The organism is Microbulbifer sp. CAU 1566 (assembly GCF_023156515.1).
Classification (GTDB): domain Bacteria; phylum Pseudomonadota; class Gammaproteobacteria; order Pseudomonadales; family Cellvibrionaceae; genus Microbulbifer.
On the sequence record NZ_JALNMG010000001.1, the window covers coordinates 1,226,013 to 1,242,989 of the forward strand.

Annotated in this window: 15 protein-coding genes and 1 rRNA gene; 9 read left to right on the forward strand and 7 right to left on the reverse strand. The window is 59.1% G+C overall.

Features of this window, described 5'->3' with window-relative positions; translation table 11 throughout:
* Positions 1-37: 37 nt before the first annotated feature.
* The 5 genes from M0G74_RS05100 to M0G74_RS05120 all read left to right on the forward strand — a co-directional run bounded on the left by M0G74_RS05100 (position 38) and on the right by M0G74_RS05120 (position 3,798).
* Positions 38-1,132: a hypothetical protein gene (locus M0G74_RS05100; RefSeq protein ID WP_248215244.1), complete on the forward strand. Its 1,095-nt coding sequence runs from the start codon at positions 38-40 to the stop codon at positions 1,130-1,132.
* A 306-nt stretch (positions 1,133-1,438) separates the two neighbouring features.
* The gene (locus tag M0G74_RS05105; RefSeq protein WP_248215245.1) at positions 1,439-1,708 is read left to right on the forward strand and encodes a hypothetical protein; all 270 of its coding nucleotides are present in this window, start codon (positions 1,439-1,441) and stop codon (positions 1,706-1,708) included.
* A 107-nt stretch (positions 1,709-1,815) separates the two neighbouring features.
* Entirely contained in the window at positions 1,816-2,220 is a 405-nt protein-coding gene (locus M0G74_RS05110; RefSeq protein WP_248215246.1) for a hypothetical protein, read from the forward strand.
* A 130-nt stretch (positions 2,221-2,350) separates the two neighbouring features.
* Positions 2,351-3,136, forward strand: coding sequence for a 3-hydroxybutyrate dehydrogenase (locus M0G74_RS05115; protein ID WP_248215247.1), 786 nt, complete (start codon positions 2,351-2,353; stop codon positions 3,134-3,136).
* 41 nt (positions 3,137-3,177) lie between these two features.
* Complete coding sequence (locus M0G74_RS05120; RefSeq protein WP_248215248.1) at positions 3,178-3,798, forward strand: response regulator transcription factor; 621 nt, start codon at positions 3,178-3,180, stop codon at positions 3,796-3,798.
* A 379-nt stretch (positions 3,799-4,177) separates the two neighbouring features.
* Here M0G74_RS05120 and M0G74_RS05125 read toward each other — a convergent pair whose 3' ends face one another.
* From M0G74_RS05125 to M0G74_RS05135, 3 genes are all read right to left on the reverse strand, one after another.
* Positions 4,178-5,122 (reverse strand): alpha/beta hydrolase, encoded by a 945-nt coding sequence (locus M0G74_RS05125; protein ID WP_248215249.1) that lies wholly within the window; start codon positions 5,120-5,122, stop codon positions 4,178-4,180.
* Positions 5,109-6,314, reverse strand: coding sequence for an MFS transporter (locus M0G74_RS05130; RefSeq protein ID WP_248215250.1), 1,206 nt, complete (start codon positions 6,312-6,314; stop codon positions 5,109-5,111). Before M0G74_RS05130 ends, M0G74_RS05125 begins: the two co-directional genes overlap by 14 nt.
* Before the next feature lie 67 nt (positions 6,315-6,381).
* On the reverse strand, positions 6,382-9,837 hold the full coding sequence (locus tag M0G74_RS05135; protein ID WP_248215252.1) for a PAS-domain containing protein: 3,456 nt from the start codon (positions 9,835-9,837) through the stop codon (positions 6,382-6,384).
* Positions 9,838-10,017: 180 nt separating this feature from the next.
* Between M0G74_RS05135 and M0G74_RS05140 the strand changes: the two genes are divergently transcribed.
* The 4 genes from M0G74_RS05140 to M0G74_RS05155 all read left to right on the forward strand — a co-directional run bounded on the left by M0G74_RS05140 (position 10,018) and on the right by M0G74_RS05155 (position 14,032).
* The gene (locus M0G74_RS05140; protein WP_248215254.1) at positions 10,018-12,186 is read left to right on the forward strand and encodes a TonB-dependent receptor; all 2,169 of its coding nucleotides are present in this window, start codon (positions 10,018-10,020) and stop codon (positions 12,184-12,186) included.
* 410 nt (positions 12,187-12,596) lie between these two features.
* Positions 12,597-12,740 carry a hypothetical protein gene (locus tag M0G74_RS05145; protein WP_248215256.1) on the forward strand — a complete coding sequence of 48 codons (144 nt, stop codon included), beginning with the start codon at positions 12,597-12,599 and terminating at the stop codon, positions 12,738-12,740.
* A 141-nt stretch (positions 12,741-12,881) separates the two neighbouring features.
* Positions 12,882-13,352: an META domain-containing protein gene (locus tag M0G74_RS05150; RefSeq protein WP_248215258.1), complete on the forward strand. Its 471-nt coding sequence runs from the start codon at positions 12,882-12,884 to the stop codon at positions 13,350-13,352.
* 122 nt (positions 13,353-13,474) lie between these two features.
* Positions 13,475-14,032 carry an META domain-containing protein gene (locus tag M0G74_RS05155; RefSeq protein WP_248215260.1) on the forward strand — a complete coding sequence of 186 codons (558 nt, stop codon included), beginning with the start codon at positions 13,475-13,477 and terminating at the stop codon, positions 14,030-14,032.
* Positions 14,033-14,343: 311 nt separating this feature from the next.
* On the opposite strand, the gene smrA is transcribed toward M0G74_RS05155, so the two are convergent.
* From smrA to rrf, 4 genes are all read right to left on the reverse strand, one after another.
* A complete protein-coding gene (gene smrA, locus M0G74_RS05160) occupies positions 14,344-14,952 on the reverse strand; it encodes a DNA endonuclease SmrA (protein WP_248215261.1) in 609 nt (202 codons plus the stop codon).
* Between the two features lie 44 nt (positions 14,953-14,996).
* Entirely contained in the window at positions 14,997-15,878 is an 882-nt protein-coding gene (locus M0G74_RS05165; RefSeq protein WP_160152120.1) for an NAD(P)-dependent oxidoreductase, read from the reverse strand.
* Positions 15,879-15,908: 30 nt separating this feature from the next.
* On the reverse strand, positions 15,909-16,364 hold the full coding sequence (locus M0G74_RS05170; protein WP_248215264.1) for a thioesterase family protein: 456 nt from the start codon (positions 16,362-16,364) through the stop codon (positions 15,909-15,911).
* A 516-nt stretch (positions 16,365-16,880) separates the two neighbouring features.
* Positions 16,881-16,977 (reverse strand): 5S ribosomal RNA (gene rrf, locus M0G74_RS05175); the annotation flags it as partial.

Below are 16,977 nucleotides of genomic sequence, written 5' to 3' on the forward strand. Positions count from 1 at the left end.
AAATCACAGGCTGTTCTGCCCTCACGCCAATAACAAGATGAATAAGCTCTTCACCAGTCTGTCCGACCAACTCAGCAACCTGCCCCAGTGGCTGCACAGCCTGAGCCAGGCCCGGCAGCGCCAGCTGCTCGCCGCCGCCATCTGGATTACCCTCGCCGGCTTCTGCCTGGCGACCCTGGGCCATGCCTATGGCCAGCAAAAGTCCATCGTCCAGGCCCGCGAGCGCGCCAGCGCGACGGCAGCAGCGAAGTTGCTGGCCAGCCAGAGCCTGGAGCAGATTGTGGCGGGCGATCGCATCAGCCTGCAGATGCTCGCACAGCAGGCACTGGCCCTGCCGTCGGTGCACGGGGTGACCATTCAGGATGTGGACTCCAGCCCGCTGGCACAGGCGGGCGAGCGGGATCGCGGGGAGATGATCACCGAGCCGGTGGTATTACACGACAGCCTCGCAGGCAGTGTGGCGCTGAACATCCAGCCAGCGGCATCGGTTGCATACCCCTGGGCCAGCCTGCTGCTGTGCCTGATTTTCGCGCTGCCGTTCAGCGCTGCCTGCGCCCTGGCGGTTTCCCAGCTGAACAGTGGAACACCACAGAAACGCAAACCCCTGATGGTTCCCAAAGCCGTGCCCAAGCCGCCGCCGGAAGTGAGCGCTGGCCTCTATCTGCGCCCGCTGAACTGGGCACAGCTGGGCAATCAGCTGTCCCGCAGTGCGCTGGAGAATTTACAGGGAGAACTGGAGCAGCGGCTGCAACTGCTGACGCGCATCTACGACGCCCGTCCCCTGCCCAGCGCCGGGCCCGCCGTGGGGTTGGGCTTTGCCGGCGACGACGCCGCCTTCCGCGCCGTCTGTGCCGGCCTGCTGCTGCGCGGACTGCAACAGTCCAGCCGCGCCACCGGCCTGCAGCTGGCACTGGCAGTACTGCCGACCAAGCCCGAGCATTTTGACTTCAGTGGTGAGCAGCTATTGAGCCAAGCGCGCGGTCTCACCCTGCACCCACAGCTGGAAAACGACGACTCGCTGCAAGATAGAATCCAGTGCCACCCCACCAGCTGGGGCTCGGAGGTCACGGGCCTGAACCCGAAATTGCAGCAACTGCTGGACAATCAACTGCAACAGCTGGTCTCCGCCTGACGGAGGCCGTCGCCACCTTTTTGCTGCGGGTTTGATGCGGGTAACCGCCCCTTTGCTGCGGGTAATCGTCCCGCCCGCAGCCATTCCGCGCTTCCGGTCAGCCCCGCCCCGCTTATATTCCTCCGCCCTATCCAATGCCCCCGTAATTACTTATTGGTCGTTGATATTCACCGTAAATCGTCGTGATCGCACTTTCGTGACACTTAAATAACTTGCACTTGGGTTTCGGTTTGTTGCGGAAGTGCTTCCGCAAAACAGCAAGCTGAAAGTGAACAGGTTTACCCGCCCTGGGGCGCGGAGGTTTTCATGAAGCGAACACTTGGAAAAGCAGCCGGTGTATTGGGGACAGCAGCCCTGCTGACACTCACCGGATGTTCCAGCATGGAAGATATGACCGGTACCACAACCGCCGTAAACCTCACCAAGGACAGGCCGGGTTACTACTCGGTCCAGGGGCGTTATTACCACTGCCACCAGAGTGGCCACTGCCACAACGTGCGGCACCCCAATTACTACCAGCGCGGCGGTGACTACCGAACCGTAAGACCCCCGCAACGGATCCACCAACCCCGCTAACTCAGTTAACCCCGTTTCAAGCCAATGTAGATTCAACGAAAAACCCGGTGCAGCAAGTTGCATGCAGGCAGCGATGCACCCCCAACTCTGCCTCGCGGAGGTCTCGCATGAAGAGTATCGTGAAAAAAGGCCTGTTGGCCGTAACCGTATTCGGCACCCTCACCCTGGGCGCCTGTGTATCCGATGGCTATTACAGCTCCGGTAACGTGGGCTACTCGTCCTACCCCTACTCCACGCCCTACGTTTACCCCTCTGGCAATGTGTCCTTCTACTATTCATCACCGCGCTACTATCGCGGCTATCCCCGCTACTATCGCGGTGGTTATTACCGCTACCACGGCCGTCACTACTATAACCGTCCCGGTTATCGCGGCCATGGTCGCCACTACTACAACCGTCCGGGTCACCATTACAACCGTCCGGGTCACCACTACAACCGCCCAAGTCACCGTCCCGGTCGCCCCAGCCATGGCGCACACCATCGCCCTGGAGGCGGTCGTCATCGCCGTTAACCACAACAGCTCGACCCGGATATGAGGCCTGAAGTCATAGTTGGCGTCATACCTTGGTCATACAGACCCGCCGCTCCCGCCGCTGCTAGGATTCCCCTAAAGAATAACTAGCCAGCCGCGGGAGTTTGCTGTGCAGCAGAATCAATCACACGCCGTACTGATTACCGGATCCACCAGCGGGATTGGCCTCGCCATCGCCCATTGCTTTGGTCGCGCCGGTCACCATGTGATGCTGCACGGGCTGGCCGATGCCGAAGCGGCCCAGACCCTGCAGGCAGAGTTTGCCGACTACAGCGGTCAGGTCGGCTTCAGCGATGCGGACATTGCCAGTGAATCCGGCTGCGCACAGTTGGTCGCAGAAACCCGGGAAGCCATCGGCAACCCTTCGGTACTGGTGAACAACGCCGGCATACAGTACACCGCCCCCGCCCATGCATTTCCCGCTGACAAATGGCAGCAAATACTGGCCATCAACCTGAACGCGGGCTTTTACCTGAGCCGCGACCTGCTGCCGGCCATGCGCGCTGCCAACTGGGGACGCATCATCAATATCGCCTCGGTACACGGCCTGGTGGCCTCGGAGCACAAGGCGGCTTACTGTGCGGCAAAGCACGGCCTGGTGGGTCTGACCAAAGTACTCGCCCTGGAAAATGCCGAACACAATATTACCGCCAACGCCATTTGTCCGGGCTGGGTGGATACCCCTTTGATCCAGCCACAAATTGAAACCATTGCCCGCGAGCAGCAGCTTGACCTGGAGGCCGCGCGCAAGGAGCTGGTCGGCGCCAAACAGCCCATGGCAAGGGCTACCAGCCCGGACGCCATCGGTGAACTGGCGCTGTATCTGTGTGGAAGCTTCGCCGGCACCATTACCGGTGCGGCCCTGCCGGTGGACGGTGGATGGAGCGCACAGTAGTATCCCTAGCACCCGGTTCTTTTATTATTCAGGGTGCTGCCGTGAATTATCAATTACTGATCGCCGATGACCATCCGCTGTATCGGGATGCGCTGACGACAACCCTTTCCAATCATTTTTCCAATTCTGATTTATTGCAGAGTGAGGACCTGGATTCCACTCTGCAGCGCCTTGCCGCCGCCGAAATTGATTTATTACTGCTGGATTTGAATATGCCCGGCAGTGAAGGTTTCAGTGGCCTGGCTCGCATCCGCAATGATTTTCCGGCGGTGCCTGTAGTGGTGGTATCCGGCAGCGACAAGCACTCGGTGATCCAGCAGGCCGCCGGCCTCGGCGCCAGTGGTTTTCTGTCGAAGACGGCGCGGCCGGATGAAATCCTGCAGTGTATTGAATGCGTGCTGGCGGGCGATCAGTGGTTTAGCGAAGAGGCTTTGCAGGCAGAGAGCGAAAGTGCTCTGGCGGAAAAGCTGAACCAGCTGACACCACAGCAGTTGAAGATTTTCCAGATGATTGCCCAGGGCATGTTGAACAAGCAGATTGCCTTCGACCTGGATATCACTGAACCCACCGTGAAAAGTCATGTGACCGCAATCCTGCGCAAGCTGGAATTACGGGATCGCAAGCAGCTGATTCGCGAAGCTCAGGCGTTGATTCAGATATAAATTGCGCGCTTCGTAGCTTTTTGTACGAAGATCTTTTCTACCAATTGTGGCGGCGAAGCACCGGGCATTCGTTTTTGAAACCGCTGTGAATACATCCCTGTACGCTGCGTCGGCGACGTCCCTGTCGCCGACGCTTTCAAAAACGAATGCCCGCCACTTCCCCTTCAATCCTGAATTCTGCACTTCGTAAGCATCGCTGCATTCGAAGCTAGGAGCTTGGGTTGAAGGCAGAGTGCCGGGTGCGGGTTTTCAGGAGCGTCGCAAACAGGATGTTTGCGCCGCAGCTCCCAGGGATGGGTTCACAGCGGTCCTGAAAACCCGCACCCGGTGCTGTGCCGCCACCGGACGGCAATCAGAGCGCCAAGCCAACCCCACGGAACTAGATACCTTGTAGATATTCAGCAACGTGGCGATAAACCCGATCGCAGGCATCGGGAACAAGATTCTCAATGTTCAAAAACGCATGAATCATATCGCCAAAGTGCAGATGCTCTGCATTGGCGCCAGCTTCACGTACCTTGCGCACATACTCCACGCCCTCATCCCGCAATGGACAAAACTCAGCGGTGAGCACCAGGGTAGCCGGTAGTTTTGCCGTGAATTCGCCGTGCAGCGGTGAAGCCAGGTAAGGATTTTGCGAACCCTGAAAATAATTTTCGAAGTACCAGAGAATTTTTTCTTTCTCCAACAGATAACCGCGACCATTATCCTCGATCGATGGCGCCTGCATGGTGTACTCCAGACTCGGATAAATCAGCACCTGCGCGTCGATGGTATTTGGCTGATGCTGTAACAGACGGCTGGCCGACGCACAGAGAGCGCCACCGCCGGAGTCACCCATCAAAATCCAGCGCCCGTTGTGCGCAACCCCTTTTTTATCCAGCGCAGCACCCAGGTGACGCACCACACTGACCAGATCATTCAGGCCTGCGGGATACGGGTTTTCCGGAGCCAGTCGGTACTCCACGGATATCAACGTGCGACCACAGGCCTCCGCGAAGCGACGGCAAATCGGATCATACACGGAGACACTTCCCGCCATATGACCGCCACCGTGGCAGTAAATAATCGCCGCACCTTCGCCCCTGTTTTCGGGTTGGTAAATACGTACCGGCACCGGGTATTCGCCGCCGTGCACCAGGGTTTCACTCACCGCCATTTCCGGGCCCGGATCGACAAAACTTTTCGTCAGGTTCGCCAGGCTTTCGCGCGCGGAGATCGGTGTGGGTTCGAAACCGGCGGCTTTCAGATTTGTCACCTGGGCGTTGACCGCAACCAGCCACTCGCCCAGTTTCGGGTTCAAGGTAGATTCAGGCTGCGGCATTGTCGGCCTCCAGATCTTTTGCAGTTGTTACCGGTTTTTTTCCGCTTTCAGGTAGCAGGAATGAGAAAACGAAAAGCGATGCGGAACAAGTCACAGCAAAATAGGCCGCGGAGGCGGGCTCGCCGGTGACATCCGCAAGTACGCCAGCGGCATACATCAGCACAGTTTCCACGCCGTAGGAAATGGACCAGAACATGGCGAAGGTTACGGTGATTCGCGCCGGGGTCATACCCGGCAATTCCTGCGGCAGGGTAACCAGTGCCGTCATCGGCAGGAACATGCAGAAACCGGCCAAGGCGGCAGCGGTGTAGGCAATAACCGGATCGCGACTGGTAACCATCAGCGCAGCGAAGCCCACCAGCGCCAGGCCAGCGTAGCGCAGGACCGGCACACGCAGTGGGTAGCGCTTGGTGACAATGATGCCCGCCACCGTGCCGACCATGCCTGCAGCGATCATTACCGCAGAGAGATGGCTACTGGCAACCGCGAAGCCATCGATCAACGGGAAGAGGGCGAATACCGCGATGTAACAGAAAAGCACGCCGCAATACGCCAGCGGCAACCACCAGTTGAAAGATTCCTTCACGCCCTGACTCAGGCCATAGTCTTCCGCCGGTTTGTCCGCACCTCCGGACAGGGAAAAGTTTTCCGCACTCAGCCACCAGAGCACCCCCAGTGCCAGCACCATCACGCCATACAGCACCACCACCGACTGCCAGCTGCCGAGCCAAGCGGTAAGCGCAGTAGTGGAAAGGAGCGCGAGGAGGTTGCCGGTATTGAATGCCGCGGCGTTGATGCCGTTGATCAGCGGGCGTTCTTCCGCGGAGAAGTAGTGCAGTACCACCGGCGCAAAGTAGACGATCGCCAGGGCGCCACCGAGGCCCAGGGCCAGGCGCGACATCAACCAGCCAGCGTAGCTGTCGGCCAATGCGCCCAGACCGCCGGCGGCGATCAATACAATCGCCAGCGCGAAGGCGCGCTTGGCACCCAGGCGCATCAGCAGTGCTGCGGCAGCAAGGTTGCCGGCGATTTTCGCCAGGGTGATGACATTGCTGCCCCAGGTGGCATTGGCGAAGCCCTCTTCACCAAACGACGACTGGATCGCCGGCGTCAGGATAGCGCCCGACACCCAGCTCGCGGCGAACAGCGCGTAGGCGCTGAACATCAGTATTTCCAACAGGTATTTTTTCATCGCTTAGATACCACTTCTTATTCTTTAAATTTCCGAGGGTCAGACTGCGCCGCCAGTGCGGCCCTGCCTATACGACCTTGGTCGCACTCCGGGGTTTGTTGCCAGGGGACGGCGCCGCACGCTTCTGCTGCAACAGCGCCCTGAGCGCCGCCGGGCGCAACGGCTTTTGCAGGAACTGCCAGCCGGCATTCTGGGCACGGGTTTTGACCGTGTTGGTGTTTTCCGCGGAGATGATCACGCAGGGAACGGCCTGCCCGCTCTCACTTTCCCAGCGCGCGATCAGCTCCGCAGCGAGATCAATGCCGTTATCGCCATCGTCCAGGTGAAAATCCATCAACAGCAGATCCGGCGGAGTCGCCGCCAACGCTTCGCTGCGATTCTGCGCGCAGTGCACCGTGCAGCCCCAGCCACTCAGCAGAGCGGCCATGGCCTCGAGGATCGAGGGTTCGTTGTCCACGCACAGAATCTGCAGGTTCAGAGACGCACCGCGTCCGCCCATGGTATTGGCCGGACGCACATTGCTGACTCGGGCGCGCGCCCTCGGCAGAGCTACCTTGAACACACTGCCGCGACCGGGTACCGAGGCCAGTGCGATAGGCGAGTTCAGCAGCCGACACAGGCGCTCTACGGTGGCGAGGCCGAGACCGTAGCCGTGCTGTCTCTGGTTCCCATTCGCGCCATCATTTTTCGACGTCAGGCGACAGAACTCACGGAAGATCGCCTGCTGCTGCTCCGCCGCAATACCCACTCCGGTATCCCAGAATTCCAGGGAAACGCTGTCGCCCTGTTTTCTTGCGCCAACCAAAACCCCACCACCCGGGAGGGTGTACTTGACCGCGTTGTCCAGCAGGTTCTGCACGACCCTGCGCAGCATTTTCTCGTCGCTGTGCACCCACAAATGGCTGCGGCGATAGCGCAGGCGGATGTTGCGGGCGCCGGCGGCGAGGCGCGCCTGGGCCACGGCGTCGTCGAGAATGCTGTCGAGGGAAACCGGCGCGAAGCTGGGTTTGATATCCCCGGCATCCATGCGCGCAATCTGCAGCATGTCGGTGATCAGCTGTTCCGCCGCAGCGAGGGCGCTGTCGGCGCGGCTGAGCAACTGGCGACTGCCATCTTCCAGCTCGCGCGCGGCGAGGGCGTCAATAAACAGGCGGCTGGCGTTGAGCGGCTGCACCAGATCGTGACTGGCAGCGGCGAGGAAGCGGGTTTTGCCCGCGCTGGCGGCGTGCAGTTCACTATTCAGCGTTTGCAGTTCCTCGTTCACGCTTTCCAGTTCCGCGGTGCGGTGCGCGACTTTCTGCTCCAGGGAGTTGCGAATCTCAGTCAGCTCGCCCAGGGCGCGCTGGTAGTCGGAGACATCGGTATAGGTGGTTACAAAGCCGCCGCCAGGCAGCGGGTTGCCGCGGATCTCCAGCACTACACCATCGGTGCGGTGGCGCTGCACCCGGTAGGCGGTGCCGTTGCGCAGGTGCTCCACCCGTTTCTGTACATGATCCTCCACCACCCCGGGGCCACACTCGCCGCGGCGAGCGTTGTAGCGCACCAGCTCCGCCACCGGACGGCCCACGTAAATCATTTCCGGCGGGTAGTGAAACAGTTCCAGGTAGCGACGGTTCCAGGCCACCAGGTTGAGGTTGGCATCCACCACCGAGATACCCTGGTCGATATTGTCGATGCTGCTCTGCAGCAGACCGCGGCCAAACTGGTAAATATCCGAGGCCTGGTCCAGCTGCTGCGCGGCGATTTCCGGCTGACTCAACTGCTGCACCAGGCGGCGGGCACTGGTACTGCCAACGATGCCGGCGAGGATTTTCTCTACCGCCGCGCGATAATCTTTGGCCGCGGTGGAACCGGTGCGTTTGCTGTCGGCGTTTTTCAGCAGGGGCGCGAGCGCGCGGTCGGCCGCATCCTCACCCACAAAGCGCGCCAGCAGCTGTCGCAGACGAGCCCGATCGACGGGCGCCAACTGGGTACTGGCACTGGCCGGTAGCCAGTGTTGTTGCAGCAGGGACACGCCGATTAACGCCAGCCCGTTCACGCCCAGGCCAAATACACAACTGATGCTCAGCGGGCTCCATTCAAGCCCGAGCAGGCCACCAATCCAGTCCGCCCGTCCCAGGGCGGCCGGCAGCGCGGACAGCGCCCAGATCGCCGTTCCCAGCAACAATCCGACCAGTACGGCGGAAGCGCGCAGTCGCGGCCAGCCCGACGGCCAGGTGACCGCAGCGATCATTGCCGGGGCCAGCTGTGCCACCAGCGCCAGCGACAGCAACCCGAAAGTCCCCAGCCTCACTCCCGGGCCGATCAGTTCGCTGACCCCGAATGCCGCCAGCATCAGCAGGCCGATGATCACCCGCCGCACCCGCCGCAAGTCCGAACCCAGCGCCTTGCCCGCAGGCCGCTGCTGCAGGCGCTGCAGCCACCAGGGCACAATCATGGTGTTGGCAATCATGGTGGACAGGGCAATGGTGGCGATGATGACCATGCTGGATCCGGCGGAGAGGCCGCCGACAAAGGCCAGCAGCGCCAGCCAGGACGATCCGCTCTCCAGCGGCACTCCCAGTACGAATCTTTCCGGGTTGGCGTAGCCGGCACCTTCTCCACCAGCACCCGGCAGCCACAGAAGACCGCCATAACCCACCACCAGAATGGCCGCAGACAGGATGCCGAGATACAGCGGGATCAGCTTGCGCACCGGGCCTATATCGCGCTCGTCGTCACTCTCGATCATCAGGATGTGGAACTGGCGCGGCAGGCAGAAGATGGCCGCCATCCCCAGCACCACAACCGCGAAATAGCCGGTATCCGCCGGGCGCGCTTCCGCCAGCGCCGCCACCCGTTCGCTGTCGAGGGCCACCCGGGCGAGGTCAGCCGCTCCGTCAAACGCGCGATCCAACACGAACCAGGCCACCGCAATCAGCGCCCCGATCTTCACCAGTGCTTCAAAGGCCACTGCCAGCAACATGCCGTTGCGGTGCACACTGCTGTCGATATGACGGGTGCCGAACAACAGTGCAAACACCCCGAGAGTCACACTCACCACCGCGGTGACAATGGAGGCGCTGGAGTCCGTAGTGTCGCCGCCCTGGGCCAGCAGCAGGAAGCTGTCGGCCACCGCGCGCAGCTGCAGCGACAGGTAGGGCACCACTGCCACTACCGCCAGCAGCGCCACCGCTGCCGCCAGCCACTGGGAGCCGCCGTACTGGGCGCTGATGAAGTCCGCAATGGAAGTAGAGCCCTGCTGCTTGGACAGGCGCACGAAGCGCATCAGCAGGGGCGCGCCAAAGATAAGCATCAAACTGGCGCCGACAAACGTGGGCGGGAGAATCCAGCCCTCTTCCACCGCCTGGGCCGGAGTGCCAAAAAACATCCAGGCGCTGGTATAGGTACCGGCCAGGGCCAGCAACAGGGGCTTGATGGGACGAATACGCGCAGCCGGTAACCGGTCACCCCAAAAGGCGATGGCAAACAGCAATAACAGGTAGATCAGGCCTACGGCGGCCAGTAAAGTAAGGCTGAACAATTGGCGCCTCATTCATTATTTTGTTTATGATGAACAGGTTAACCGATAGTTCGTTTTTTGTCCTGCCTACTGCGTCCGACCAACGTCATACCTTGGTCTAGCAGGCAAGGGCAGCATCAGCCGATACAGTGCAGATCCGTAACTTAGATAAAAACCATAAACTGGTGATCGGAGAGAGCCATGCGCAAAACTATAAAATTCAATCCCCTTGCCGTAGGTGTCATGCTCGCCTGCGGCGCCAGCCTGTCTTATGCAGATCCACAACTGGAAGAAGTCACCGTAACCGCGCAGAAGCGCGAGCAGTCCATGCAGGAAGTGCCGGTGGCGGTTACCGCGATCAATTCTGACCAGCTGATGCAAAACGGTATCAGCGACCTGACCGACATCCAGAAGCTGTCCCCCAATACCACGCTGCAGGCCAGCCGCGGTACCAACTCCACTCTGACCGCCTTTATTCGTGGTATCGGTCAGCAGGATCCGCTGTGGGGCTTCGAGCCGGGCGTCGGCATCTATATTGACGACGTTTATGTGGCCCGCCCCCAGGGTGCAGTGCTGGACATCCTCGATGTGGATCGGGTGGAAGTGCTGCGCGGCCCCCAGGGCACCCTTTACGGCAAGAACACCATTGGCGGCGCGTTGAAATATGTCACCAAGAAAATGACCGGTGACACCGAGCTGAAAATCGGCGGCGGTCTCGGCTCCTACAACCAGCGCGACCTGAAAATCGCCGGCTCTACCGCCATCTCCGATACCGTCAATATCGGCGGCGCCATCGCCAGCTTCCAGCGCGACGGTTACGGCGAAAACGTGATTACCGGCAAAGACCAGTACAACAAAGACATCATCAGCGGCCGCTTCGCCGTTGAATGGAACCCTTCCGATACCGTCTGGGTCCGCCTGGCCGGTGACAAGACCGTAGACGAGTCCGCCGCCAAACACGGCCATCGCTTTGCCCCAGGCCGGGGTGGCGAGCCGGTACTGGGTAGTGTTTTCGACACAGAGTCGAATATGACCTCGGACAATCTGGTGGAAACCAGCGGTATGTCCCTGATCGCTGAATGGAACATGTCTGACAGCGTTACCCTGAAGTCGATCACTGCTCACCGCCAGGGTGAAACGGAAACGGCAATCGACTTCGACAGCACCAGCCGTCCGGACTTTGACGTTCCCGCTTACTACGAAGACGACCAGACCACCCAGGAATTCCAGCTGATCTGGCAGGGCGACAACGCCGACCTGGTGAGCGGCCTCTATTACTACACCGGCACCGCTGCGGGCGCCTTCGACGCGGTACTCGGCTACATCAACCTCACCCAGCAAGTGGCTGGCTCCGTGGATACCACCAGCCTGTCGGCTTACGCCCACTACAACTGGCAGTTTGCTGAAGACTGGAACCTGAGTGTTGGCGGCCGCTACACCCAGGACGACAAGGATGCCGAAGTCTTCAAGGCAAACTTCATCGGCCTCTATAGCCCGCTGTTCGCCGGTAAATACAACCCCGGTCAACCTGCTGCCACCTTCTTGGGCGCATTGACCGACTACCAGAACAGCGACAGCTGGGGGCAGTTCACCCCGCACCTGGGCGTGGATTATCAGGTGAACGATGACACCATGCTGTACGCGAAATACAGTGCCGGCTTCAAGTCCGGTGGTTTCGACATGCGTGGTGACGCCAGCACTCTGCCCACGACCGTGGACGGCTTCGATCCCGAAACCGTGGATACCTACGAGTTCGGTGTGAAAGCTGACCTGCTCAATAACCGCCTGCGCCTGAACGCCGCTGCCTTCCGTGCCGACTACGACGACATGCAGGTCACCATCCAGCAGCTCAACCCGGCGGGTGGTTTCTCCAGTGCGGTATTGAACGCTGGTCAGGCGCGCATCCAGGGCCTTGAGCTGGAAGCCACCCTGGCGATGACCGACAACCTGCTGGCCAACTTCACTCTGGGTCTGGCAGATACCGAATTCCTGGAGTTCATTTCCGGTGGTGTGGATGTTTCCAATGAGCGTGACATGCAGAATACGCCGGACACCACGGCCATGTTCCAGCTGAACTACTCAATGCCTGTGGGCAACGGTGGCGAACTGGTATTCCTGCCAACGGTCTCCTACCGCGCGGATACCCAGATCTTCGAAATCCCGAGCATCCTCGATCAGGAGGCCTACACCCTGGTTGATATGACAGCGACCTACTACAGCGCTGACGGCAACTGGAACCTGGGGCTGGCGGGCAAGAACCTGACCGACGAAGAGTACCGTGTCGGTGGCTATGGCTTCGGTGGTGCTTTCGACACCGGCTTCTACGGCGCTCCTCGCACCATCGCTCTCACAGGCAATTACAACTTCTAACAGTCCATCTCTCGCACAGTTGCGAATTGCACCGTCATCGCACTTCTATTGGGGCCCAGCGGGCCCCTTTTTTGTGCCTCTTCCCCTGCACCCCTTCCCCTGCACCCCATCCCTGCACCCCACAACATCCGCGTGGCGCGCCCCCAGTCTTTTAGGCGCACACTTACTTTTATTGGCGCACAAATTCACACTTTGGCAGCTGGCTCTTCTACGCTGAAAAGTGAGGGCGGCAGTGAAGCCGCTGCTCAACCAGCCACCGAGGTATTAGCGTGCAGAAATTCAGTAGTATTCTGCTGGCTGTGGCGATAGCGACAGGAGTTGTTGCCGGTTGTACATCAACCGAGCCCAGGGAAAGTCAGGCAACACGCGCGTTCAGTAGCGCCGTGCCCCCCCACATGGACCCCGCACACATGTCGGTGCGATCCAACACCAAGCGCAGAAGTAGTAGCCGCGACACACCGCGCTCTCTCAACGTCAATGGCACCCGGTTCCGCTGCTTCGAGCAGGAGCTGGAATCGAAGGTCGTGGTGCGTTGCGTGCGCCAGCCCACTTAGCCCAAGCGCTCTCCCGAATACGCCGGCGTCTGCGCCTACCGGAAACTGTGATCATTTCCGCGGCAGCTTGTCGCTTCAGACCACTCGAGAAGCATCGGACCAACTAAGCTTGGTCTATCTGCAAGCAGGGAGCGGAATGGAATGAACAAGCTGATTCCGGTGTGGCTCGCGGGCCTGGCCATCGTGATCGCCGGCTGTATGAGCATGGACAGCACTGACTCAGGGCCAAGCCAAACCCCGGGCTCCATGGCCAGCGTGTGCGGTGACAAATGGGAGATGCGCCTGCTGCGCCTCAATGGCCAGGCGATCCCCATCGACCAGCCCCAGGAGTTCACCTTCCTGTGCAACGCCGATGGTGAAGCCATGGGTAAAAGCGGCATCAACACCTACCGCGGCACTTTACAGGTCACCGCCAATGGACAATTGCTGTGGAATACCGCGAGCTTTGCGTCCACCAAGATGGCCGGCCCCCCCCAGCTGATGGACCAGGAAAACCAGTATCTACGGGCGCTCTCCGGCTCCCGCCAGGCATTTGTGAAGAGTGGTGGAGGCCGCCTGATACTGCGCGACGCGCCCGGTGATATTTACATTGAATATATCAAGGCAGAGTAATAAGCCACTGTCTATTCCCAGCCACCTGACCACCAATTGACAGGCCCGATTAGACCGTTTGAGTCACAGACGCTGAGCGCCAATTGGTGTTAAATGGCGCAAACGGCCACCGGATGGAACTCATGCACCGCCTGTATTCGCTACTGTCTTTGTCACCTCGGAACTCCCGGGGCAACACTCTGCCTCCTGCTGTAAACCGGGCGGCGTTGCTGTTTACCTGCACGCTTCTTGCGGCTTGCAGCAGTGGCACTTCCGAGATCTCCGAGTCCCCCGCCAACCTCACCGCAAACGACAAAGCGTCCATCTGCGATCGCCAGTGGCTACTGGAAAGTCTGTCCGTGGATGGCCGTGAACACAAACCTCGCATGTTCTGGCAAAAAATGTGGCGAGACAGGCCCTACCTGGGGTGTGACAAACTCGGCTTTGTCCGCGGCAGTGCCGGTTCCAACCCTTATCTGGGAAAATTCGAGCTGGAGGACAGCGGTGATATCCGCTGGCTCAAACCCCCGAAAATCTCCCGCATGAGCGGCCGACGCAAGAGCAGTGAACTCGAAAAAGATTTTATGCTGGCGCTGCCCCGGGTTAACCAGGCTTATAGCAAAAACGACACGCTAGTTCTGCAGGGCCGCGACGGCACCCGCCTGGAGTTCACACCAAGTGGTAAGGCTGAGTCGCGCTAGACCACGGTGCACAACAGCAAAGTTCAGAAATAAAAAAAGCGGCCACAAGGGCCGCTTAAACACCATTCAAGAAGGGTCTCCATTCGCAGTGCGAATGTCGATTCCAATCCTCCAAGCGGAGGTACCTCCAAATACGGAAGTATAAAAACACCAGAAAATTGGTGCGATGCAAAGAGAGAAGAACAACGAAAACCAATTCAGCTGTGCGATGAAACAACTGGACAAGCAAAATTTCGTTGTGGGAATAGAGTAGTTGTCAGACGTGACAAACTGATGACGAGACGGGAATTTTTCCTATTAATCCAGCGAGCTTACGGGCGTGTTCGACGCTGGTGCTGCTCCAGGTTCTGCAGGCGCTTACGCTCACTTTTCCGCAGTAAGACATAGGTTGCCCCCAGCCCACCATGTTGCTTTTGCGCACTGTGGAAGGCGAGCACTTCCGGCAATTGCGGCAACCAGGCGTTGACGCAACTTTTCAATAGCGCAGGCTGCTTGCGCCCCTCTCCCTTGCCGTGAGTGACCAGTGCACAACGTACATCCGCTTCGACGCAATCCCGTACAAATTGATAAATGGCCCTGCGTGCCATTTCGATGGTGTGGTGGTGCAGATCCAGGCGAGCATCCACGGTGTACTTTCCCAACCGTAAATTGCGGTAGACGCCGTTCTGTACCCCATCGCGCTTGAATTCAATCGGGTCCCAGGGGTCCACCGGGTCAACAAATTCCTCACCCAGAGGATTCAGCTCACGCGCGGTCTGTGCAGTAGCCGCTTCTCTGCGAGCACGCTGATTCAGGGGGTCACCCGCACTCTTCTTCTGGCCAGCGCGCAGCGGCGCCTGCTTGTGCCTGGTGGCCAGCGGCTGCACATCTCCCAGCGCGCCCATTGCACCGTGAAATTCATCCAGATCGCTCTTATCCACTACTGCCCCACTTACCTCAGACCTGCACACCCGGCGAACCGACATCAAGGATCCAGAAATAGATCCACCGCCAATTCACCAGCCTTTTCGGGATTGTGCGCATATTGAGAGAAATCTTCCACCCCGCGTTCGTGCAGCAGCACCTCGTCGATCAATTGGGCACCGCTCAGACCTTTGTTATCCGTAATCAGGACTTCATAAGCGGCATCTGCCATCACCATGGGTTTGCGGCTCTGCTCAAACATCTCGCGACTGCCCACCGCAAACTCGATCGCAGCAGTAGCCACCAGGGTGCGCGGCCACAGGGTCGCAACGCTGATATTGGTCTTCTTCAGTTCTTCGGCGAGCCCCATGCTGAGAATGGTCATCCCAAACTTGGACAGCGCATAGGGGGCAAAGGGGCCCAGCCAGTGCGGCTGGAGGTTGAGTGGCGGAGACAGGCTGAGAATATGGCCGCAGTCGGACTGCTTGAGATAAGGGATCGCCAAGTGTGCGGTGAGGTATACCGCGCGAGCGTTGATATCGAGCATCAAGTCATAGCGTTTGGGTGGCGTTGCCTCGACGCTGGTGAGGTTGATCGCTCCGGCATTGTTGATCACCGCATCGATACCACCAAAAGTCTCCGCGGTCTTTTTCAGGGCCGCGGCGACCTGATCCTCTTCCCGCACATCCACCTGCATGGGCAGCGCCTTGCCCCCGGCAGCTTCCACCTCTTCCGCAACCGTATAAATGGTGCCCGGCAGCTTGGGATGGGGCTCGGCCGATTTCGCGGCAATCGCAATATTGGCACCGTCAGCCGCGCACTTGAGCGCTATTGCACGACCGATACCGCGGCTGGCCCCGGTAATGAAAATGGTTTTGCCTTTGAGAGCGCCGGTGTTCTTTGTGAGGGTAATCTCGTCACTTTCTTTGCTCTGATCGCTCATGGGCACTCCCGATAAATTGTGGTGATTGGGTTATTGCCCCTGTGGTAATTCATCCTCGCTGACCACCGCAGGGCAATAGATGTCTTTGAAGGTTTGCGGCATGCGCTTGGGTTTACCGCTGGAAAGTTCGATACACACCATCTGCCAGCTAGCGCGCAAAACCAGCGCCTCATCGCTAGCGCGGAAAACCTGGAACTTACGGGTCATATTGAGACGGCCATCCACCATCGTCAGCCAGGTGCCGATCAGTAACTCATCGCCCTCTCTAGCCGCCAGTATATAGTCGTACTCCGCCTGACGAATGGCCATTCCGCGATCCATAGACTGGTAATTAGTGACATCCAACCCCAGCGCCACACTGTGGGACCAGGCGGCACGCTCACACCAGCGTACGTACTCCGCATTATTGGCGTGGTGCAGACCGTCCACGTGCTCAGGTTTTACCTGTACCGTGTGGATAAAAGGCTTGGGTAATTCCCACTGCATAGCTTTTCCCCAGGAGAGTGAGTTTTTTGTGCATAAGTTTTGGAGCAAAACTTAAAAATCATTGCCGTAGATTGTACGCCTTTCACGACTCGCCTTGGAGGCTGGGGAAAACCCAGTTACTCACAGAAATCATGGATAGAGTTGTGAATAAGTTTGGGATAGGCGGGCTGAGTGGCGTGGTTGCTGGGTTTCAGTAACCGTTTAAAAATACGTCGGTAATCTGGCGGTCATTTATTGGTAGTAAATGGCCATAAAAAAGCCCTGAGCGCGTTAGCGGTCAGGGCTTTTTTTGTTTGATCGTAGTGCTGTGCTGGCGGCTAGGGACGATGACCTACAGTGGGTGTCGAGCTGCGCTCGACATCGCTGCGCGACGCCTTCGGCGCCCCAAGCTTTGCACCTGCGGTGCATTGCTTGTCACATGGCAGCGCTTGGCGCTGCGAGGTAGTGGCAGTAATTCACCGAATCCAAAATAAAAAAAAGGCCACCCGTTTGGGTGGCCTTTTCTTTTATTTAGATGCCTGACGATGACCTACTCTCACATGGGGAATCCCCACACTACCATCGGCGATGTTGCGTTTCACTTCTGAGTTCGGCAAGGGATCAGGTGGTTCCA